Raw genomic sequence first — 21,649 nt, 5'->3', positions numbered from 1 at the left:
TTCACGAGCAAGTCCGAGGTTCCCCCGCCGGCTCTTGTACCCACTGGCGCGCGAAGTAGAACTTCGTTACCAAGATCCGCCATGTATTGCGCAGCCATCCGCTCACTTGCAGAGAAATCGCCAGCGCCGATTGTGAGCTTCCCAGCCGTGCTTGTGGGCCCACCTAACGCCACTGCCGTCCGGCTGCCGGTCGTGGTCGGCAGAACATTATCTTGCACGCCCGCGCTCGGCAATGGACCAGCCCCACCCCCACTGAAGCCCATGGAGGTTAACAGCGCGTTATAGGTCAGCCCCAAATCCCACCCGCGATGAGCCGGCGGCGACTGCCCTGGCAGCATGGAAAGGAACTACTTGCCCCAACGTGCCAAGTCCCCAAGAGGATCTTTGTAGGTCTCCTTGACCCATTTCACCGATTTGTCGGACGTAGTGTTATTCAGCGCCTCGTTCTGCGCCGCCAACGCCGCCGCCGTTGCGTTCGTCCCGAGCAATGCACCGGCAGCACCACCGATGAGTGTCGCGAGCGCGACGGTCGTGGCGTTGTAGCCGACATTTCCATACTTGATCGTCTGCGTGCCATCACCGTTATCGATGACGGTCTGGCTGCCCCCATAGAGGCTATCGCGATCAACGGCGCCGCAATCGCACTGGCCGCTCCGCCAATGGCACCGTAGACCTGGTCGCGAATCAACGGCGCCGCCAGCGCACTCGCAGCCCGCCAATGGCTCCATACCCAGCACCCGACGTGTCCCGCGTTGGCGATGGCACGCAACCCTAAATGCCGCAAGGCTTGGCGGGTGTTCAGCGCCCCGATGCGGCTCTCCGTTGCAAGTGTTTGCCCCAGACGCGGTTTTTGGCCGAACAATCCGGCTTCGTTAAAGAGCAAGGCGCGCCCACAGGGGCGCGCCGATGTGCAAGTCTAGCCGCCGGCTGTGGCTTTCAATTGCGAATCCGGTTCCTCTACTAATGATGCAGTTTTTCCCACTCCGCCAGATAGGCCGCGGAAAGCGGGCCGAGATAGTCGCTAATCAGATTCCAACGCCCAGGCCCACTAGATGCACGTAAATAAAGCGCCTCTAGCAAGCCTGTTGCCACAAACGCTTTGAGAGCCCCGTCGTTGGTAATGAGGCCGCTCTCGATAACTTGGAAAATATGGGTACGTGCATCAGGATTCAGTTCGTCAAAATGTTCGGCGATAGCCTTGCCTAGTTTTCCAAACAGAACGGTTGTGGGTATGTCCTCACCCCACTCTTCAAGGGCCTGTCTTCTGGCCGAACTGAGCACATCGCATCGGGTCAGCTCGGTAACGAACTCTTGCCAAGTACTCATAATTTCCCTTTCAAGGCATTCTGAAGGTCACGCAAGACGTTCTGAGCTGCGGAGCGATCGCTAAACGGCGCGTTGGGATTCGAATCCAGCCATTTTTGCAGGGCAACCGAATAGTCTTGTGCCTTTTGGGTATGGAACAAACCACCGACAGGGTTGCCGGTGCGGGCTTCATAGCGGACAGCATCAGCCGTGCTACCTGTGCCAATTTTCGCACCATCACGATACAAGTCGTCGATCAAACCGCCGAGCTTTGTGTCTGAGACAATAGGTTTGGCCATCTTCGATGCGAGATCGTCCGCAAGCTTTACTACAGTTGCTGCATTCGCTGTTCCCCCAGTCGTCGCAATTGCGCCACTCGCAAGTGTTCCCTTGGTGACTATAAATTCACTGATTTTGCCGTAAGCCGCCGCGCCCGCCGGAATCGCACCCAGAATCCCCGACAGCCACCGATCCGCCTTATCCAGCGACTGGCCACTCAGGGTCTGGCCTGTCACCGCCTGGTACAGCATCGCCGCCGAACCATAGTACGGCAACAGGTTCGACAACGTGTCAGCCAGCTTCAGTGCCTGTTCCGGCGTCAGGTTGTTCATCCGCGCCAGTGTCGTCGCCGCCTCCAGCTGTCGCACCTGGGTATCGATGCGGTTGAAGTCCTCCTGAGTGCAATTTGGCTCGCATAGCTTTGTCAGCCGCGCATTTTCACGATTCGCAATGCCGCGTGTCGGACCTGTCGAGGTCGCATTGTTCAGCGCCTCGTTCTGTGCCGCCGTCGCAGCCGCTTGCGAGTCCCGGCCCAGCAGGGCTGCCACACCGCCGCTAGTCAGCATCGACAACGCCGTGATCATCGCCAGTTGGGCCGGATTCGAGACGCCTTGCCCATCAGTTAAACAGTTCTGCTAGTGTCCTTTTTAAGTACCATTCAAGTACCTGAACTGTCCCACGCCGTTATGACACCGCTGACACCGTTCGATCAGATGTCGCCCGCCGAGCAGGACGCGCTCTTCGATGCCATGGCCAATAACGACAGCGACGAGGTCGCCCGCGCCCACCTCGCTCGTGGCAACCCCATCTACGTCTCGACCCCGGACACCCCAAAGGGGCTCGTCGAGAAGCGCTTCCCCGACGGCAGGCGACAGTTCGTGCGCTTCGACCTGGACGGCGAACACGTTGTCGTCGACAACGTGCAAACGGTATCCGAATCCGCTCCGGAACCGTAAAGCAACCCGCAGAAACGACGAACCCGGCCGTAGCCGGGTTCAGCAAGGTTTTCACAACATCAACTCAGTAATTTTTCGATGACCAAGTATCCGACAAACACCACAGCCGCACCGACCAATACGCAATAGACGATCTTTTCTGCCTTGCTCATCCGTTTCCATTGCTCTGGCGATGGCCCTCCTCCTACTGCCGGCATTCCTTCCTCCTATTTCGAACCGGTACCAACAGGAATCGAATGACTCCAGGGCACAATCCCGAATGTCTTTCCGCCCGGTGTGCCTATCCCAAGCTCGATCGCTGTTGCGCCACCGTAGGCATGTGTTACCGCACCAACCACGTTGAATGGGAAGGGGGTAGGGATAGACACAAACGCTTGATTGCCATCTCCATTCAGGAAAGAGTTGGTTGCCGCTGCGCCTTGCGCTCCCCAGATCCAGCCGAGTGTGGCGCTACCACCAGGCGACCAGGATATGGCAGAAGGATTGCTCTGCCCCACACCAACGGCGAGATACTTCGTACCATCGGCGAGATTTATCACACCGCCAGCCGAACCCGACAATATCCCAACATTCAGTGTCGCGTAATTTGGCGACACTGTTCCAAGTGCCTGCTGCGCATTATCTCCCTGTGCCTGCAGCATCGTGCCTAGCAACTGCGTGTTGCATGGCTGGCTGCCATTGCCGCAGGCTGCTGTCAACGCAGATCCTCCGAAAGATTTTGGCGTTGCATTGTGGACCTGCTCGGAGTTGTTCAGCGCCTCATTTTGGGCGGCGCTGGCCGCAGCCTCTGGGTTCTGGCCCAATGCCGCAGCAACGCCACCACCCGCCAGCATTGCTGCTGCAGTAATCGCAGCCCTCTGGACATCGGTCAGGTTAGCGGCTCCGCCTGCCTGGTCAACGAGGGTACTGGCCACAACTGCACTGGCCGCTCCCCCAATGGCACCGACTACACAGTGGCCGTCAGTTGGGCCATGTACCGCACGCCGTGAAGGCGCTTGGTTATCGTCCTAGCAGCACGAGCAGGTGCCTCAACCAAGCATCACCGGAAGGCCACTCCATCGAGTACTGGTAACAGCATCCCAGATTCTGAAGGGTGAGCTTCGCCAAATCCGGCTCCGGCAACTTCATGGCCAAGATTGACTCTATCTCAACTGCAGCGCGAGACACTTCCTCAACACCGCTGTGTTCAACGAACGCCCGAATCGCGTCGTCGGCTGTACCAAAGATCAAATCGAAGTCTTGGTTAAGGTACGCCGAGAACATGTTCTTCGCTGTCGCAAATTGTGCCTTCATTAGTGAGGGTATCCTGTAATAATTCTGTAACCCGTTGACATCGTAGGATCTCTCGCAATAACCACCCTGACGTTGCTCGCCGGTGTCGAGTTCGTTGCGCCGCGACTGAGGCTCGTTCCAACCGGTGTCGGTGACGTGTATTCAATGGCCAGATAGCCACTGGAATTACCAGAAAGATAGTTTCTGATCGCTGATTGGTTGGATTTGATAGCAGAAAAAACAGCGGTTTCTGCAGTGGCCCGATCGGCAAAAGTCGAAGCTGCTGACACATTTGAAGTTGCGAGACGATTCGCAAGATCGGCATCAGACATTCCAACGTGCCGGGCGATCAAATGACCCCCGGCGTCTTCGTACACCTGAAGACCGCCTCCGTCAACCAAAGGGGTATATGGAGCACCATTTGTAGCCACTCCGCGCGACATCATCGCACCAATCGCGGCGTCCACCATGCCCGACGCATCGACCGGCGACAACTGCCCGAACATCTGCGCCCAGATGGAAGAGCCTGTCGAACCCTGAGCCGCCTGCTGGCTGATGTCCTGAGCCTTCTCGTTGCTAGTGCTGTTCCACCGACTCAACGCGCTCGCCTGCGCCGATACGTTCTGGGCCGACAGGCTGCTCAGAAGGCTTTCGCAAGTTGCCACACCCTGGCAAGCCGCCCGGTTTTCCGAACTATTGATCGACGGCGCACGCGCGTCGTTTGCAATGGCGGTGCAATTGTCCAGCGTGCAGTTCTGAGCTGCTTGCTGTTGCGTGGTATTGACGCTTGCGTAGTACGAAGTCCACTTCGCCACGCACTGCGTATCCCCCGCGGCACAAGACTTCAGGGAATCGACCAGCCCCTTTTCCTGCTTGCCGCTCAGGTAGTTGTTCAGCGCCTCGTTCTGCGCTGCGCCAGCCGCCGCCGTAGCGTCCCCTCCTAACGCTGCCGCAAGCCCACCGCCCGCCAGCATGGCCACCGCCGTCACCAGCGCACGATTCATCGGGTCGGCACGGTCGGCGTTAGTCTCGATACCCAGTCCCATGCCTACGAGCGGCGCTACAACAGCACTCGTCGCCCCCCCAATGGCACCACTACCGCAATCATCCCCCATCGCACTCTGCGCGGCACATCCCAGCGCCGCATGGGCGGCAACGTTCTGCAGCGTTAGCGGATCGGTCGAATTGCCAATCGCGTTGGCGCCCAGCGCCGCTGTTTGCGCCACGAGGTTATTCAGGAACGCCTGTCCAAAGCTCCCACCATTGAAGGCCGTATTAATCCCGGCGTTAATCAGGCCCGTCCCCACCATGCCAATGGCCTGCTGATAGATGGTGCCCGTCGCCCCGTCCTTCGCCGCCTGCAATACGCCGCCAGCCGTATTGCTGCCGGCAAGGTTTGCCAAGGTCCTAGTTCCCTCCAGCGACTGACCCCATTCGCTTAGCCCAAAGCTGCTGCCGTCGAACGTGATGCCATTGGTTAGCCCCGCAGTCACCGCACCAATCAGCCCAGCCTGTGCAATCTTGCCGAAATTGAGCCCCTGGCCCGACACGATCTGGCTGGCCATACTGCCAGCCATGCTCGACAGCGCGGCTACCAGTATCGCCTCACCCAATGTCATTTTGGCGAGCGCCACGCCCATGGCTGCGGCCGCGGATCCTGCCGTGACGATGGACACCGCCACCGCCGCCGCCATCGCCAAAATCTGGCCAAGGATGCCGAAGCCCTTCTTCTCCTTGATGAACTGCGTGTGGATGTCGTCGGCGACCGTGCCTTCGGTGTAGTTCAGCCCCAGGCTTTCCTTGAGCTGCGCCACCAGCGCGGCGCTGGCTTCCGCGTCGACCGTGCCGTCGGCGCGCGTCACGCGGAAGGCGTCGTTAATGGCCCGGATGCTGTCGGCTTCGATGTCCATGTGCATCGCCGACAGGAAGCCGCCCGGCTGCACCACCGTGCCCGTCACCACGTTCCAGCCGCCCTGCGCCTTGTACGCGTTGGTGCCGATCGACACCACGTTCGGGCTCAGGTCAATGCTTTCGGCCTTGACCGTCAGCGTGTCCCGCGCGACGACCTGCCCGGTGTTGCGAAGCTGGCCGTCGACGGTCAGCTTGATGTTCTCGCCGCTGATCGTGCCTCCAGTGGGCACGGCCAGCGCCTGGGCATAGCCTTCCGGCAGATAGACCTGCGGCACCAGCGCGTTGACGCTCGGGCAGATCGAGCTGGCCAGCGTGCAGCGCGGGTCCGGTACCGCCTGCTCGACGTACCACAGCATCGGTGCGTCGAGCGCCTTCACCTGATCCACGCTCAGGGCCTGGCCCAGCGCCAGGTTGTGTTCCTTCGCGTAGTCGGCAGAGTTCTCGTAAAGCGACAGTTTTTCCTGGTCGGGCCAAGAACTACCATTACCCGATATAGACTGCGCGGCCTTTCGCGATTCCCGAGGCCGTTCATCGTGCGCCTCGACCCATAGGGCTAGCACTTCATCGTCGACAACGCGCAAATGGTGTCCGAATCCGCTCGTGAACCGTAAAGCAGCACCGCAAAAACGACGAACCCCGCCCCGTTGGCCCTAGTTTTGCTGTGCATAATGATGAAATGGCCACCGACGTTGACGACCTCCAGCATCGCTCGGTCTCGTAGTGGCCAGCTCCGCTACTTGCAGCCAATTAAAGGTACCCCTCGGGAATGTGCTTGCTTTGAATGCCGAAATCCCAGTCCGCAGACTTCTCGCGCTTATCGAGCCACTGCTTTCCTCCTGCGATCCATCTGCTTCGCATCTCTCGTGCGCTCGCTGGCGTACTGTCTTCGTAGCCAAACTCTGTGCCACAGCACGGGCATATTTCCCAAGTCGGCGAATTCCCGTCATCGCCCCACGGTGGCGATGACAACTCGTAGAGCAGTGAGCGTAAAGTCGCTACCGGGCACACCTGACCTAGCTCCGCTTGTGGCGCCGCCAAAGGCCAGCGGATTCAGCGTCGCCACCTCCGCGTCGCCCGGCACATGAACGGTCTGCGACTCCCCAAAGAACCGGCGCTCCTGTTCCATCTCCTTCTTGATTTCATCCGGCATCCCGGGGTTCGGGTATTGCCCCCAGTGCGGGCCATTGTTGTTCAGCTCTTCATTTTGTGCTGCCGTCGCTGAGCATTTGGATTCAGCCCAATGCCGCTGCCACACCTCCGCCGGCGAGCGTCGCAATCGCCGTCGCCGTCTGCCCCGTCGTCAACGGCTCATGGCTGGGGTCCAGGGCGTACATCGCCAATGGCGCCACTACGGCAGTCGTTGCCCCACCAATGGCACCAAATCCAGCACCCGATGCAGCCCACGAGGCGACGCCCCGCAACCCTAGACGGAGCTAGGCTTTGCGGGCGGTCGGCGCCCCGACTCGGGTATAGGAAGAGGGTTTTACCCCAGACGCGGTTTTGGGCCGCGCAATCCGGCATGGTTAAGGAACAACAAGGCGCGCCCACACAGGTGCACAGACGAGGTCAGCTACGTAGTAGCAGCCGAAGAGCAGCCCTCTCACATGACAATAATGGGACAGATGCCATGCCGTGTAGTGAGCACGTATGACTCAAGCCCATTTCGCTCCGGGATAATTCTCAAATACCGTCCATCGTCAAAATGTAGCGAGAGGATCAGATTCCCGTCGACCGTAGCATCGATAATCCGCCGGTTCAAAAACCCAAACAAAGCGGGGCTTGAACTCATATCTTCCCCATGCCCTGCTTGAACGATACCGTCTTCGTTACCCTCGAATGGGCATTGAAGCAGGATCTGCGCACCACTCGCAAATAGTAAGATGAGCGAGCCAACACCAACGGTTAGTCCTGTCAGGACCGTATGGTGAATTTCTGCCAAGTCTCGATTATCGATCATCATTTTCTCTTATCTTTGTGGCGGCATTCCGTTCGGGGGTAACGGGACGTGCGTGTCTCCCCGTGTCCCTGTTCCCCCGGTTGCAGGATTGATTGGCTGCCCCTTTTGTATCGAAAGCCAGTAGCCATTTTCAAGCCCAGGCACCGGCGTTGAGCCGGGTGGCATCACACGAATATACGTGCTTCCTTGCGCGCTCGGGTCTGTTCCAGGTGGATAGTAAATCGTGCTTCCAGGCGTTCGCCCTGGTCGCGAGACCCAATCGGGAGGAACTACAGGGCTTTGCGGTGGATTGGTGAACGGCTGTAAGTTTGACGGTACCTTTGGCCCCATCAAACCTGGCGCTCCATCTTTATTTGCTCCGCCGAGCACCAGGGGACTGGGGCCAATCATCGGCGGGACATCGGAATTTGCTGACCCCGGCTTGCTGCCTACCTGACCGAACGCCCGCCGCTCCGCCTCCATCATCTTGCGCACGTCGTCCGGTATGGCCGGCTTCTTCGTACCACTGGTCGCATTGTTCAGCGACTCGTTCTGCGCCGCCAGCGCAGCCGACGTAGAGTTCCCGCCAAGCAGCAGCCCCGTGGTACCGCCAATGAGCGTTGCGAGGCCGACCGTGAGCGCCTGGCGCACCGGGTCATCGCTGTAGTTCACCACCGCGCTGTCGGCGTAGACCTGGTCGCGAATCAACGGCGCCGCAATGGCACTGGCCGCCCCGCCAATGGCCCCTACCGCGCAACTCAACCACTCATCAACTTGAGCGCGATCTCCAGCTTCTCTCTCACCTTTCGCGACTGCGGCTTTCCTCGAAACATCGCAAGGTCAATGGCTTCGAGCACGGCAGGTCCTTCTCGTGCACGAGGGATCTCGACTTTCACTATCGTCGTAGGGCCGACAAGTACCCAATAGATGTCTTCCGCCTGTTCCGGCAGCCATTTCAGAATGAACGCACGGTCCAGCGTCGGCAAGAAGCCGCGCAGTGCAGGACCCAAGCCAGTCGGGTCATTTTGGGAACATAGTTGTTCGGACGTACCAAGAAGGTCTCTTCGAATCAACTCGTCTCTCTCAGAGTTTTTCTCCTTCATTCCAGCCTCCCGGGAAACGCAGTTACAAGGTTACCGTACTTGTCCGTAATCACCGTCATTGTAGACGTCGGCTGATAGCCATTGAACTTGTCGGTGCCGACCACTTGCCCAGTGTCTACTTCCCGAACATAGTTAATATCATTGCCGCTCCGAATGGCACGAGTTATGGGTGTTGAAACAGTGTTTTTATCCTGCAGCAGTTTCGTGAGGTCACTTTCACTAATTGCAAACTGGCTAGCATTTACCGTCGGATCAAGGTGTCGATCACCAATGTGGTCCATGCCGGCGTTCGTCAAGTTTATGCGGGACTGCACCCGCCCCGGTGCTCCGCTGTCTGCATTGGCGCCTTGTCCCGGTTCCCCGCCAGCATCGCCGCCATTGGTTGACAGAATCGCATTGCCAGGAGCCCCCGGTGAAGTAATTGGGGGCGTCACCACACACTGCCCACTTGCACTACAGGACATCGTCGGAGGCGTTACCACTGCCCCGCCCGTCGCCGGCGGATTACCACCGTTCGTCGCGTCCACCAGCGGGTTGGCTTCTGTCGGCGGCGTCTGCCCTGGCAGCATACCGAGGAGTTCCTTGCCCCAACGTGCCAAGTCCCCAAGAGGATCTTTGTAGGTCTCCTTAGCCCATTTCACCACCTTGTCGGACGTGGAGTTGTTCAGCGCCTCGTTCTGCGCGGCCAGCGCCGCACCCGTCGCATTCGTCCCGAGCAATGCACCAGCAGAGCCACCGATCAGCGTCGCCAGCGCGACGGTCGTGGCGTTGTAGCCGACATTTCCATACTTGATCGTCTGGGTGCCATCACCGTTATCGACGACGGTCTGGCTGCCCCCATAGAGGCTATCGCGATCAACGGCGCCGCAATCGCACTGGCCCCTCCGCCAATGGCACCGTATCCAGCACCCGACGCGTCCAGCGTTGGCGATGGCGATGGCGCGCAACCCTAGACGCAGCCTGGCGTTGCGGGTGGCGATTTTCCCGACGCGGGTCCCGGCCGCAGGTTTTTTGCCCAGGCGCGGTTTTTCGGGCCGTGCATTGATCTGCCCGAAGCCGGCTAGCTTTTGCCTACCGATTGAGCACTGAGGCGTACCACTCGTGTCCCACCAAATCTCCGACCTCAAGATAGCGAGAGAAGGGATGCTTATCTCTTGTAGCTAGGGCGGCATTGTTCGATTCCCGCGGGTCACACCATTCGGACTCGCAGTCCTCGCACATAGCAAATAGGTTGCCCTTGCCTCCCTCAGATGCCACAAGCACTCGCCCCTGACTACAAACCGGGCAGGTTTCGTTAATAACGGCATAGTGTTTATAGGTCATAGCTATTGTGATTTAGGCAGTGGAAGACCGTTACCGGGGAATGCGGTAATGATTTGGTTCGTTCCATGTACCGTGATAATGGTGACGGTATCTAAGTTCTGGCGCTGCCCAGTGTAACCACCTGCATATCCCGAATTCTGGCGAGGCACCACATAAATGTCGGTGCTGCCGCTGGTCACCGGTTGGATACCAGCCTGCCGAACAATATTCCATGCGTCGTTTACTGTCGAGACCGGATCGCCATAGAACACGCCTTGGTTTGGCTTGTTCAAATTAAGGTCGCCATGCTGAGCAACGATGTGATCGGGGCGCGATTCTCCAGTCTTGCTGACAATCGACCAATCCAATCCTGGCTGAGAGTTGCTATCCGATCCCGTCCCGGGACTTGCACCATTCTGGATCTGCGCAATTGCCGTCAGACCCGCACAGATCGCTAGCGCCAGCATACACCCAGGATTGCCCAGAATCGTTGGCCCCTGTGGACCGCTCGCGGGCGTGCTCGTCAACGTCGAACCCTGCGGACCGTTGTTCGGCGTCGCAACAGCATTGCCCTTGCTGTTTTGCTCTTCCAGCGGGTTCGTGAGTGGATCGGATTTCTGAGGCCCGTTATTCGGCGTGCCGATCGGGTCATCCGTCACCACGGGCATCGGCACCATCACCACACCAAATGGTGTCGGGACCGGCCGCGGCACGATCTTCACGCTCAGCGAATTGTTCAGCGCCTCGTTCTGCGCCGCCAGCGCCGCCGCAGTGGCATTCGTCCCGAGCAATGCACCAGCAGAACCACCGATCAGCGTCGCCAGCGCGACGGTCGTGGCGTTGTAGCCGATATTTCCATACCTGATCGTCTGCGTGCCATCCCCGTTGTCGAAGACGGTCTGACTGCCCGCATACAGGCTATCGCGGATCAACGGCGCCGCAATGGCACTGGCCGCCCCGCCAATGGCACCGCCAGCACAATCCCCGCCCGACAGACTCTGTGCCGCACAGCCGACCAACGCGTGACCGAGTACATTGGCAAGAATGGACTGGGGATCTGAACCCGGCACCCCAATTCCGGGCGCCCTTATGCCAACGGCATTGGCCGCTACCGCAGCCGCATCGCGAATAAGTCCGTTTGCGAATGCCTGGCCGAAGCTCCCTCCGTAGGCGATGGTGTTGACCCCGGCATTGATGGCCGAACGCACCACGCTTGCAGCAATTACTTTCCCGAGACTATCCTGAACCGCCGTCCAGCTGCCTGTGCTGATGTTGGTCCCCAACGTGCCCAGACCGCCGTCACCGAGGCTCAATCCGTCCAGCGCGCCCTGCGTGAGTCCCGCCGTCACCATGCTGACCACGCCGGCTTTCAGTGCCGCGGCCATGTTCAGCGTGCCAGTGGTGAGAACCTGACCCACCATGCTAGACAGCACGCCTGAGATCAATGGCGCAAACATAGAACCTGTACCAGCCGTAGCGATCGAGATCGCCACCGAAGCAGCTATCGCCAAGATCTGGCCCAGCACACCCAGGCCCTTCTTCTCCTTGATGAACTGCGTGTGGATGTCGTCGGCAACCGTGCCTTCGGTGTAGTTCAGCCCCAGGCTTTCCTTGAGCTGCGCCACCAGCGCGGCGCTGGCGTCCGCGTCGACCGTGCCGTCGGCGCGCGTCACGCGGAAGGCGTCGTTGATGGCCCGGATGCTGTCGGCCTCGATGTCCATGTGCATCGCCGACAGGAAGCCGCCCGGCTGCACCACCGTGCCCGTCACCACGTTCCAGCCGCCCTGCGCCTTGTACGCGTTGGTGCCGATCGACACCACGTTCGGGCTCAGGTCAATGCTTTCGGCCTTGACCGTCAGCGTGTCGCGCGCGACGACCGGGCGGGGTGGGGTACCGCCTGCTCGACGTACCACAGCATCGGTGCGTCGAGCGCCGGGCTGTCTGCGTAGATCCCATCCCGGGTCATAGACGCTGCTTCCCCGACGGCCGGCGACAGTTCGTGCGTTCCGACCTGAATGGCGAACACGTTGTCGTCGATGACGTGCAAACGGTATCCGCTCCGGTAACCGGTGATGTCTACAAGCCGGTGCACAGGCCCGATCCAGAGAGGCTGGCGAGTTCGTTTGCTTCGGATTAAGGCACCGTTGACACGTCCCGACCGACCACGTGCTAACGGTGTCCGGATCTCGTGGCAGTGCCCTCCCGCATGGACCGCTAGCGTAGAGGCGCACGCATCGCCAAATGCCAAAACCACGCGCGTATAGGTCTTACCCGCCCCCGAGCACGAGCGTGTAGCGGCGGCACGAGCGCGTCTTCTCCACGGTAGGTCCTATTACCGGTGAAGGGACGGGGCTGAGGATGCCCATGAGACCGAGCCGAATCAGTGGATAAGCCCCAAGTGGCAACATCACTTCTCCCTGGTCAGACTTTCACGACCCGCGCAGCAGATCTCAAAGCAGGCCGCTCGCCTGATGCCAACTGGGGCGGGTGCCTCGTCCGATGGAGTCCAAGTACACCCGCGCTATCTTCCCGGCACTCTCGATTTCCCGGCCCATGCCACTTCCGCCAAAAATCTTTGCGCACCTACACGAAATCGGGTCTGTGTACCTTTGGCATGTCGTCGTATGCCTTCAGAATGATTTCCATGGGAGTCAGCTTCGTATTTTGGAGCGAGTACACGATCTTGAGCCACATCACCGCGCGAATCGTCTGCCCACCTCCCAACCAGTGATCTGCTAAATAACGCCGTAAAAGCCGCCGCCCCGCGTCAAACAGGTCGGACTCAACTTGAACATGCCGTCCTGTGTAATGCATGCAAATCGAGTAACCAAAGTCTCGCGGAAGCACCAGTTTGGAAAGCGGCAAAGGCTGGCGTTTTCCAGTCCAATCCTCGTACAGGCCAATCGCATGCTCGAGCGCTTCCGGAGACTGAAGGCACTGACATGCCAGAGCCATATATTCGTCAAGGCCGAAGCTTATGATTTCCGACTGCGACCATGGACGATACTTATTCGTCCAGCGGAGCAATTCGAAGTGCCTCGCAGAGTCCCAGTCACCTTGACTTTCAATCCCATCCAGCATCCATTTACCGATTGCCCGAGCACCATGTAACAGCGAAAGATAGGTGTTTTGGTCAGCGCCAAACTCCTCTCCGGATGCAATGGCGTCGGTAATCCATTGAACTGCTCTCGGGAGAGTCTCGGAAAATTCCGACTGCAAGCCAAGCAGCCATGCGGAAATCACCCAATGCAAGCCGTCTGCGCCAGTATTACCAAAGGGAGGCCCTTGCCACATGCCTTCGCGATAGAAGGCAATCATGCCGGCGCTGAAACCATTGGTTCGCAATTGTTGAGGATTGAATAGCATTAAATCTTAACCTCCGGAACAGGGCACAGCCCCACAAAACCTGACGATAGTGGAGTTTTTCACTTGTCCTGCACCGACAGTATTGGTCTTGAAATTTCCCTTGATGAGACTTGTCAGCGCGGCATTCTTGGCAGTCTCCGGCAAGTTCGATGCAGCGATCGCGTTACGAGCCTCCGCCAAAGCATTTCGAAGAGAGGCCGAGTCCGGTGCAAAGGTTGGAGATGGCTCAACACTCGCAGCGGTACTCCTAAATTTGCTGTCCCACAATGTCACCTCTCCGGTGACCGAGTTCACCGAGATTACATCCGCCCCATTCCGTCCAATGACATCTCCATACTTCACTACGATCTGGTCAGGCAAGGCCGCAATGGTATTGGCGAGTTTCAATTCAGCTTGATAACCGTTGACCTGGGAGTTCGCGATGTTGACATTTCCCGAATCTAGTACCTTGGGTGTGTAGTCCAACCCCGCGACCGGAGGCGGCAGTCTTGGATCGAGTTCCACCCCATTGAAGGTGCGTGGGCCGCCCACTACCCCCAATACGTCGCCGGCAGTATAGCCCGGTCCCGGTGCCGGGGTCGGCGCTGGTGCGCCGCTGCTAGTCTGCGACGAGTATGCGCCAGGTTCGTTCGTTGGCGAAATCGTCTTCCCGGGCATGCCGGCCGCGATATCTACCGCGCCAGCGGATGGACGACCCAACAACCAATCGGCAACCGTCTTCAGGCCTTTTCCAAGGTTTGTCGGAACAGTCGAACCTTCATACGCTGAAAGCGCCGTGCCGATCTCCATGTATGTATTGGCAAGGGCCTCACGCTGGGCTGGGGAGAGGTTCAACGGCGTGCCGGATTCCGCCGATGCCTGCTGCATGGCCAGGCTTGCGCTGAGCAGCGCTTGCCCGATCTTCGTCATCCCCCCAGTGTCGTTGCCAGAACGGAATTCGCCGTAGAGTGCCGTAGCCGCATCCACTGCCGATTGCAATTTCAGCAGCGCCGTTGCCTTGTCCGCGGTTGTCGACGCTCGCGCCATATCGAGCTTCGCATCGTCCAAGTCGGTATAGACCTTGGTTTGCGCACGATCCTTGTCTTCCCAGACCTTGTTGATGCGGTCTCGATCATCCGGCGACTTCGCCGATGCCAGCTGTTCGTTCTTCTTTCTTACCTGGCTGCCAGACAGGGCGTTGTTGATCGCCTCGTTCTGGGCTGCTGTCGCCGCAACGGTGACGTCCCTCCCGAGCGCGGCGGCTAGCCCGCTGCCGACAAGGGTGGCCACGGCTACCGTAACAGCGTTGTATTGTTGGTCCTTGAATTCTGTAAAGGTCGTTGACGTGCCATTGCCGTTGTCAATGCTCCAGGTGCTCCCCCCGGAGTCATACAGGCTGTCCCGCACCAGCGGAGCGACGATAGCCGAGACGGCGGCGCCAATGGCCCCTCCCGCGCAGTCGTCACCGCCCAGTGCCGCTGCAGCGCAGCCAACTAGGGCGTGCGCTGCAGCATTGGCGATGATCGTCCCTGGATCGGCACCAGGTTTTCCAATCCCCGGCAGTGTCACGCCCACCGCATTCGCCGCTAATGCCGCAGCATCACGCACCAGTCCACCGGCGAATGCCTGCCCGAAGCTACCCCCGTATACCGCCGTATTGATACCGGCGCTGATAGCTGAACGCACGATGCTGGCCTGGGCGTAATTGCCAAGATTGCTGGCCGCCTCGAGCCAGTTACCCTGCGTGATGTTATCGCCGAAGCTGCTAAGCCCGGCGTCGGTCAGCTTTAGCGCGCCCAACGCACCCTGCGTTAGCCCGGCTGTCAGGCCGGAAATCGCGCCGGACTTCAATGCCGTACCGATGTTCAGCGAACCGGTTGTGATGACCTGGCTCACCATGCTTGACAGCGTGCCGGCAATCAGCCCAGATAGAGCCGCCGACATCGCCGCGCCAACCCCTGCCGTCGCAAAAGCCGCTCCGGCCGCAGCCGTGACTCCCATTGCCGCACTATAGGCCGCACCTACGATCGCCGCCCCGGCCCCCGCCGTAGCGATCGAAATTGCCACCGCCGCCGCCATCGCCAAAATCTGGCCAAGGATGCCGAAGCCCTTCTTCTCCTTGATGAACTGCGTGTGGATGTCGTCGGCGACCGTGCCTTCGGTGTAGTTCAGCCCCAGGCTTTCCTTGAGCTGCGCCACCAGCGCGGCGCTGGCTTCCGCGTCGACCGTGCCGTCGGCGCGCGTCACGCGGAAGGCGTCGTTGATGGCCCGGATGCTGTCGGCCTCAATGTCCATGTGCATCGCCGACAGGAAGCCGCCCGGCTGCACCACCGTGCCCGTCACCACGTTCCAGCCGCCCTGCGCCTTGTACGCGTTGGTGCCGATCGACACCACGTTCGGGCTCAGGTCGATGCTTTCGGCCTTGACCGTCAGCGTGTCGCGCGCGACGACCTGCCCGGTGTTGCGAAGCTGGCCGTCGACGGTCAGCTTGATGTTCTCGCCGCTGATCGTGCCGCCAGTGGGCACAGCCAGCGCCTGGGCATAGCCTTCCGGCAGATAGACCTGCGGCACCAGCGCGTTGACGCTCGGGCAGATCGTGCTGGCCAGCGTGCAGCGCGGGTCGGGTACCGCCTGCTCGACGTACCACAGCATCGGTGCGTCGAGCGCCTTCACCTGATCCACGCTCAGGGCCTGGCCAAGTGCAAGGTTGTGTTCCTTCGCGTAATCGGCGGCGTTCTTGTACAGCGACAGTTTTTCCTGGTCGGTCACCGACAGGTTGTTCTGGCTGTCCCACGACAGCCCGCTGATAAAGCTTTCCTGCCCCGTCTGTGCCAAGGCGGCCTGTTGCAGCTTTTGCCCTTCGGTATACGGGTCGTAGTAGAACGTCACGTTCCCCGGACGCAGCTCCGGCGGCAATTGCGCCAGCAGACTGTCCGGTGTCACGCCAGCCAGCACGCCGGTAGCCGGGTTCGGGCTGACGTACTGCGCGCGGTCGTTAGACGTGGTGGGACTGGTCACCGGCGTGCCGTCCGGTTTGGCATTGAAGTGCCAGTCGACGGCCGGCGGCGTCGTGGCCGTCGGCGCGGTGGGCGTTGCCACCACCACCGGCGTGAATTGCCACGGCTCGGTCGGATCGGGCGTGACAGTTGCCGTAGGCGGCAGCGATCCCGCTGGCACCGGCGCCGGGCCGAGGGGGATGACCTGCTGCGGCGTGGCGATCGGCGGCGTGGGCTGGTTCGGGCTGGTAATGCCATTGACCATCGACGCACCGGTCAGGTCGACGACTGTGCCCAGCAGATTGCCGGTGTTGACGATCTGCCCACCCGAATTGACGGTCAGCGCGTTGCCCGCCTGGATGCCGGAAGCGATGCTGCCCAGCACCGAACGGCCGCCCGTATCGTGCCAGCGGTCACCGCCACTGCGATCTTCCTGCCAGCGTCCGACCCAGTCGGCGTTCAGTGCGATGGCGGTGTTGTCCACGCCGCCGCTGGCCTGCACGTTGACGTTGCGGCCGCCGCTAATCAACGCGCCATTGTTACTGAGCGATCCGGTCTGGATCGTGACGTCACGCGCCCCCGAAATCACCGCTGCGGGACCGGCGGCAGCGTCCTCGGTGGCGGCGCATTGGCTATTGCCATAGGTGCCGCCTGGATTGCAGCCGCCGGCATAAGGCGGATTCTGGCCGCCGTAGCTCTTGTGCAGCTTGATCGGATCGAGCGACTGGTTGACCAGCGCGGCCGCCGTAATCGACACATCGCCGGAGACCGACTGGATCGCACCGGCGCGGTTGGTCACGGTGCCGCCTGTCGTGATATCGACATTGCCCTGAGCCGCCAGCGTGGCGTTCAGGTTCTGCAGGGCGCCTGCGTTGATGGTCAGCGCGTTGCCCGCGGCAATGGTGGAAGGCGTCTGCTTCCAGGCTACCGACTGCACCGTGGGAAAACTGTCATCGGGGCAGTCACCGCCCGGGACGCAGCCGACCTGGGTAGCCACGCTGACGTCGTAGACGCCTTTGTTGGTAAAGGTACCTGGAGTGGTGATTTTGACGTTGCCGGCGGCAGCGATGTCGCCAGTGTTGGTCAGGTCGCCGGTGCCGTTCAGGGCCAGGTTGCCGCCCGAGGTAATCTGACCCGCCTTGCCCAACTGAGAAGTGGTGGACGACTGCGTCGGTGCCGACACGGTGGCGTTGTTGACATCGCGGCCGACGTTGACCGGCGCACCGGTGATGGCCGGCATGCCACAACTGTCGCCCATGCATGGCGGCGTGATCGTGCCGAACAGCAGTTGCTGGTTCGCGCCCGTTTGATCGGATGGCGGAACAGCTTGTGCCAGCCTGTTGAGCTGGGCCAGCAGTGCATTGAATTCGGCCTGATTGACCGCGTCTGTCACGCTATCGACCAGCGTGGCGGATCTGCCATTGTCCAAGTTGCCGACATTGAGCGTGACGTTGCGCGCGGCGGAAATGATGCCGCCCTTGTTGGAGAGCGTCGACGCGCTGATATCGAGATTGCCGCCAGCGATGATCTGGCCAGCAACGCCGTCCGCCTGCTTGACGATGGTGCGGTCCACGGTGGGCAACGCAATTGCCATACCCACGGCATTCGCGGGGTACGGGCTCGTGGCATCCACCAGTTGCCACATCGAAATCCATGAAATGCCAGCTTCCCCGCCCGGCGTATAGGGGTAGTTGCCGACTTCCGGCGCCAGCGCGGTGCCGTCGGGCGTGCGGCGGATATCGCCAATCTTCAGGTTGGTCGGCGTGCCTGCGGTGGGCATCCACGAGCACGAATCGCAATTCGAAAATACCCATGGTGCGTAGCTGCCGATCACCGCCGAATTGACCAACGCATCGTTGCTGACTTTGCCCGTCGTGCTGCCGCCGTCGACCGGCCCCGAACGGTCATTGATGACCGCCCCCGCCGCGATATGCATGTCGCCATTGGCGCCGATCACGCCCGCGACATTGCTCACGGTGCCACCGATGTCGATCCTCAGGTTGCCGTTGGCCTGCGTCTTGGCGCCGGTGTTGTCGAAGTTGCCGCCGGTAATGGCGACGTTGCCCAGCGCCTCGGCCACGCCGCGGTTGGTGATGTTGCCGTCCAGCGCGAGGTCACCGTTGGCATGCAGCGTGCCCGTATTGGTCAGATTGCCGGACGACAGCGACACATTGGCGCCCCCGATGATCTGCCCGGTGTTGGTCAAGGCGCCGCCGGTCGCCAGCGACAAATCGCCCGCCTTCTGGATCGTGCCGCTGTTGCTGATGCCCTGGCTGGCGTTGAGTACCACGCTGCCGCCCGGCACGATCCACGTTCCCGTGTTGTTGATCGCCAGCGCGCCCAGCGTCAGCGTACCGTTGGCGTCGAGCTTGCCCGTGGCCGTAGCCGACGGATCGAACACCTGGTTAGGCGCATTGAGCGTGAGGTTGTTGCCGGCCAGCACCTGACCGCCAACGTTGTTGAAGCTGCCGTTGCTGCCGAACACCGTAAAGGCCAGATTGCCGCTCAGCGGATTCTGGCCGCTGAGATCGCCGGCAAACAGCGTGCCGCCCTGGTTGTTCACCAGCGCTCCGGCTGACACAGTGAGTGTCTGCGCACCGGACAGCAATCCTGCCGCGTTGTCGAACGCGTTGCCAATCGTGGCGTTGACGGTCTTCCCGCCCAGCACGCCACGGTTGGTCAGGTTCGTCACGTTCAGCGTGACGGCATTGCCCGCCAGCGTCCCGGTGTTGGTGACCGTTCCGCCCGACACCTGCATTTGCTGCACGGCCGCCGTACCGCCCGCATTGCTGATGGTTGCGCCGCTCAGCCTCACGTTGGTGGCCGTGGTATCGCCGGTCAGCGTCAGGCCGCGCGTGGCGGCAACATCCAAGGTGCCGCTGACAGCGTTCTGCTGCCCTTGCGGTGCGCCGATCGAGACATCGCCGCCGCGCAGCGTCGCGTCCTTGCCGATCCAGGTGAGGTCGCCAACCGTCAGCATCCGGCCTGCCGACGCACCGAGATTGCCGCCTACCAACGTGCTGCCCGATAGCGTGACGTCCTGCGCGCCCGAGACATTGGCATTGCCGAGGCTCGTCAGCGATCCGTTGATCGTGGCCGACCCTGTCGCCGCCGATACGCTGGCGTTACCACCGCTCGACAGGCTGCCCGAGACGCTTGCGGCGCCACCTGCAGAAATGGCGGTATTGGCGTCGCTAGTCAGTGCGCCATTGATCGCGACATTGCCGCGTGTGGCAGTGATGGTGGTATCGCCCGCGCTTTGCGCCTGGCCGCCCACGGTCACATCCTGCGCCGCCTTCAGCGCGATGCCGGCATTGCTGCCGATCTGCCCAGTGGTGGCAATGCTGCCTGTCTGCGCCGTGACATCGAGCTGCCCCGTCGCCGCGACCTGGCCGCCGAGGCTGACATCGGTACCTGCCTTTACGCTGAGCGTGCCGGGCGAGACCACATTGCCCGTGGTCGTCACGCTGCCGTCGATACCGGTCAGCGACACGTTGCCCGTGGTGCTGCCCGCCGCGCCGTGAATCGTCAGGTTGCGTTGCGAGGCCAGGTTCAGATCACCGGCCGATACCGCGCTGCCGTCGATGACGGTATCCCGCGCGGCCTGCAGCGCGATGGTCCCCGGCGTCGTCACATCGCCACCCAGTCGGATATCCCCCTGCCCGTCCTGACCCGCCGCCTTGACGAAAATGCTCGCGCCGTTCACGGCACCGCCCACATCCACGTTGGTCGCGGCATTGAGCGCCACCGCGTCCTGTGCCTTGACACCGCCCGCGCCACGAATGGCGCCACCGGACGTCACGGCGACGCCGCGCCCTGCTTCCAGCGTCCCGCCCAGCGTGACATCGCCGGCTGCGTTGACGAAGTACGCCGCTTCGGCGCGACCGTTGCCAGCCGCCTCCACCGCACCGCCTGCGTTGAATGCCACCTCTTGCTTGGCGTAAGTGCTGCCGACCTTGACGTTACCCGATGCATCGATGGTGAGATTGCCCGCCGACGCCGCGAGGTTGCCATCGGCCCGCACACCCACGCCTGCGGCGGTGCTGACGATGCGGATCTGCCCGGCATTCATCGCCCCGAAGGCCGTGGCATCGATCGCCAGACCGTTCGTGGCGGAAGCGTTCGTGGCGGCATTGTTGGCGCCGGTGGGCGTGGTCGTGAACCCGTCGCCGTCGGGCTTGACCAGTTGGCGCCCGGCCACGAGATTGATCTGGCGGCCGGCGTTCAACGCCGCATCGACGCCAATCGACTCGCCGATCAGGTTGATGTTGCCGACCGTGCCTTCGATGCCGGTGCTGGGCGATCCCGGCGTCGGGTTGCCGATCTGGATGCGACCGCCTTCGACCAGAAATCCAGCCGACGCAGCCGCGTCGAAGCTCGTGGCGGCCCCCGTTGCCGAGAGCCACTGCGGGGTGCCCGTCGTCAGGGTGACCTGCGATGTGTTGGTGAAGCCTGCGCCGTTGGTATAGACGCCACCGGGCGCGGCCACCACCAGGCCGGCCTGCGCGCCGAACACCTCGACCATGCCGTTGATTTGCGCCGGCGCATTGCTGGTCACTTGGTTGATGATCAGCCGCGCCGGCCCCGATGCCGCCAGGTTGGCATTGGCGCCCACCTGGCCGCCCAGAAACGCACCGCCGCCCGTGGTGCTGTTGTTGAGGATCAGCCCGATTGGGTCGACGACGAACGAGCGGTACTGGTTCAGCGAGATGCCTTGGGCGTTCGGCGTGGTGATGCCGACCACAGGCACGCCGCCCTGTGGCGCGCCCGGGCCGGTCGTGGCAGAGATCGTCGGCGTGAAGCGGATCGGTGCCGCCGGATCGGTCACTGGCGCGGCCATGGCCTCGGCGGGGCCGAAGCGCAATACCACCGGCAACTGGTCCATCGCCCAGCGCAGCAGCCCCTGACGCACCGCGCCGACGTGCGTGGCAAAGGCATCCACAGGCATTGCGCCCGCACCGAGCACACCCGCCGCCTGCCTGGACTGCTGCAACGTGATCGACACCGGCCCGACCCACAGCGTGGTGGCCAAGCATGCCGCGACGGCACGCGCGGCCACGCTGCGGCGGCCACGGTCGGCCAGCGACAGGTCGGCCGGCACGTCCACAGGAACGTCAGCGGCGGTCGAGGAAGCGGGGTACAGCGTGGCCGAGCGGTCGCGTTGCATGGTTGGGGCTGAACAGCGTCAGACGAAAGACTTGGAAACGGCAGCGTGAAACGCCGCCGGCGAATCGGGCGCGGTGA

15 protein-coding genes are annotated in these 21,649 nt (G+C 61.5%); 1 reads left to right on the top strand and 14 read right to left on the bottom strand.

What is annotated here, in order from left to right; all coding sequences use genetic code 11:
- Positions 1–347: 347 nt before the first annotated feature.
- The 3 genes from AC1RKI_RS13160 to AC1RKI_RS13150 all read right to left on the bottom strand — a co-directional run bounded on the left by AC1RKI_RS13160 (position 348) and on the right by AC1RKI_RS13150 (position 2,168).
- The gene (locus AC1RKI_RS13160) at positions 348–728 is read right to left on the bottom strand and encodes a hypothetical protein (protein ID WP_150980221.1); all 381 of its coding nucleotides are present in this window, start codon (positions 726–728) and stop codon (positions 348–350) included.
- Between the two features lie 232 nt (positions 729–960).
- Positions 961–1,326 carry a DUF7674 family protein gene (locus tag AC1RKI_RS13155; protein ID WP_150980219.1) on the bottom strand — a complete coding sequence of 122 codons (366 nt, stop codon included), beginning with the start codon at positions 1,324–1,326 and terminating at the stop codon, positions 961–963.
- On the bottom strand, positions 1,323–2,168 hold the full coding sequence (locus AC1RKI_RS13150; RefSeq protein WP_492857576.1) for a hypothetical protein: 846 nt from the start codon (positions 2,166–2,168) through the stop codon (positions 1,323–1,325). The genes AC1RKI_RS13155 and AC1RKI_RS13150 overlap by 4 nt, the downstream gene beginning before the upstream one ends.
- 102 nt (positions 2,169–2,270) lie before the next feature.
- Here AC1RKI_RS13150 and AC1RKI_RS13145 point away from each other — a divergent pair, with 102 nt between their 5' ends.
- Positions 2,271–2,540 carry a hypothetical protein gene (locus AC1RKI_RS13145; RefSeq protein ID WP_150980216.1) on the top strand — a complete coding sequence of 90 codons (270 nt, stop codon included), beginning with the start codon at positions 2,271–2,273 and terminating at the stop codon, positions 2,538–2,540.
- Positions 2,541–2,746: 206 nt separating this feature from the next.
- Here AC1RKI_RS13145 and AC1RKI_RS13140 read toward each other — a convergent pair whose 3' ends face one another.
- From AC1RKI_RS13140 to AC1RKI_RS13090, 11 genes are all read right to left on the bottom strand, one after another.
- Positions 2,747–3,454, bottom strand: coding sequence for a polymorphic toxin type 22 domain-containing protein (locus AC1RKI_RS13140; protein WP_150980214.1), 708 nt, complete (start codon positions 3,452–3,454; stop codon positions 2,747–2,749).
- Between the two features lie 85 nt (positions 3,455–3,539).
- Entirely contained in the window at positions 3,540–3,833 is a 294-nt protein-coding gene (locus AC1RKI_RS13135) for a contact-dependent growth inhibition system immunity protein (RefSeq protein ID WP_150980213.1), read from the bottom strand.
- Entirely contained in the window at positions 3,833–6,304 is a 2,472-nt protein-coding gene (locus AC1RKI_RS13130) for an RNase A-like domain-containing protein (protein WP_492795623.1), read from the bottom strand. The genes AC1RKI_RS13135 and AC1RKI_RS13130 overlap by 1 nt, the downstream gene beginning before the upstream one ends.
- Positions 6,305–6,666: 362 nt before the next feature.
- Positions 6,667–6,999 carry a hypothetical protein gene (locus AC1RKI_RS13125; RefSeq protein ID WP_170292583.1) on the bottom strand — a complete coding sequence of 111 codons (333 nt, stop codon included), beginning with the start codon at positions 6,997–6,999 and terminating at the stop codon, positions 6,667–6,669.
- Positions 7,000–7,323: 324 nt separating this feature from the next.
- Positions 7,324–7,683, bottom strand: a complete 360-nt coding sequence (locus AC1RKI_RS13120; protein WP_150980209.1) for a hypothetical protein — start codon at positions 7,681–7,683, stop codon at positions 7,324–7,326.
- A gap of 734 nt (positions 7,684–8,417) precedes the next feature.
- Positions 8,418–8,762, bottom strand: a complete 345-nt coding sequence (locus AC1RKI_RS13115) for a hypothetical protein (RefSeq protein WP_150980207.1) — start codon at positions 8,760–8,762, stop codon at positions 8,418–8,420.
- Entirely contained in the window at positions 8,759–9,709 is a 951-nt protein-coding gene (locus AC1RKI_RS13110) for a hypothetical protein (RefSeq protein ID WP_223506223.1), read from the bottom strand. Before AC1RKI_RS13110 ends, AC1RKI_RS13115 begins: the two co-directional genes overlap by 4 nt.
- Positions 9,710–10,087: 378 nt before the next feature.
- Positions 10,088–11,884 carry a DUF637 domain-containing protein gene (locus AC1RKI_RS13105; RefSeq protein WP_223506225.1) on the bottom strand — a complete coding sequence of 599 codons (1,797 nt, stop codon included), beginning with the start codon at positions 11,882–11,884 and terminating at the stop codon, positions 10,088–10,090.
- A gap of 35 nt (positions 11,885–11,919) precedes the next feature.
- On the bottom strand, positions 11,920–12,111 hold the full coding sequence (locus AC1RKI_RS13100) for a hypothetical protein (RefSeq protein WP_223506227.1): 192 nt from the start codon (positions 12,109–12,111) through the stop codon (positions 11,920–11,922).
- A gap of 536 nt (positions 12,112–12,647) precedes the next feature.
- Positions 12,648–13,430 (bottom strand): hypothetical protein, encoded by a 783-nt coding sequence (locus AC1RKI_RS13095; protein ID WP_150980203.1) that lies wholly within the window; start codon positions 13,428–13,430, stop codon positions 12,648–12,650.
- Between the two features lie 6 nt (positions 13,431–13,436).
- Positions 13,437–21,572, bottom strand: a complete 8,136-nt coding sequence (locus tag AC1RKI_RS13090) for a two-partner secretion domain-containing protein (RefSeq protein WP_492795620.1) — start codon at positions 21,570–21,572, stop codon at positions 13,437–13,439.
- Between the last annotated feature and the right edge of the window lie 77 nt (positions 21,573–21,649).

It is taken from the genome of Cupriavidus sp. GW822-FHT06G04 (assembly GCF_058799075.1).
Note: the sequence above shows the minus strand (reverse complement) of the source record. Positions and strands in the feature narration are given on the sequence as shown.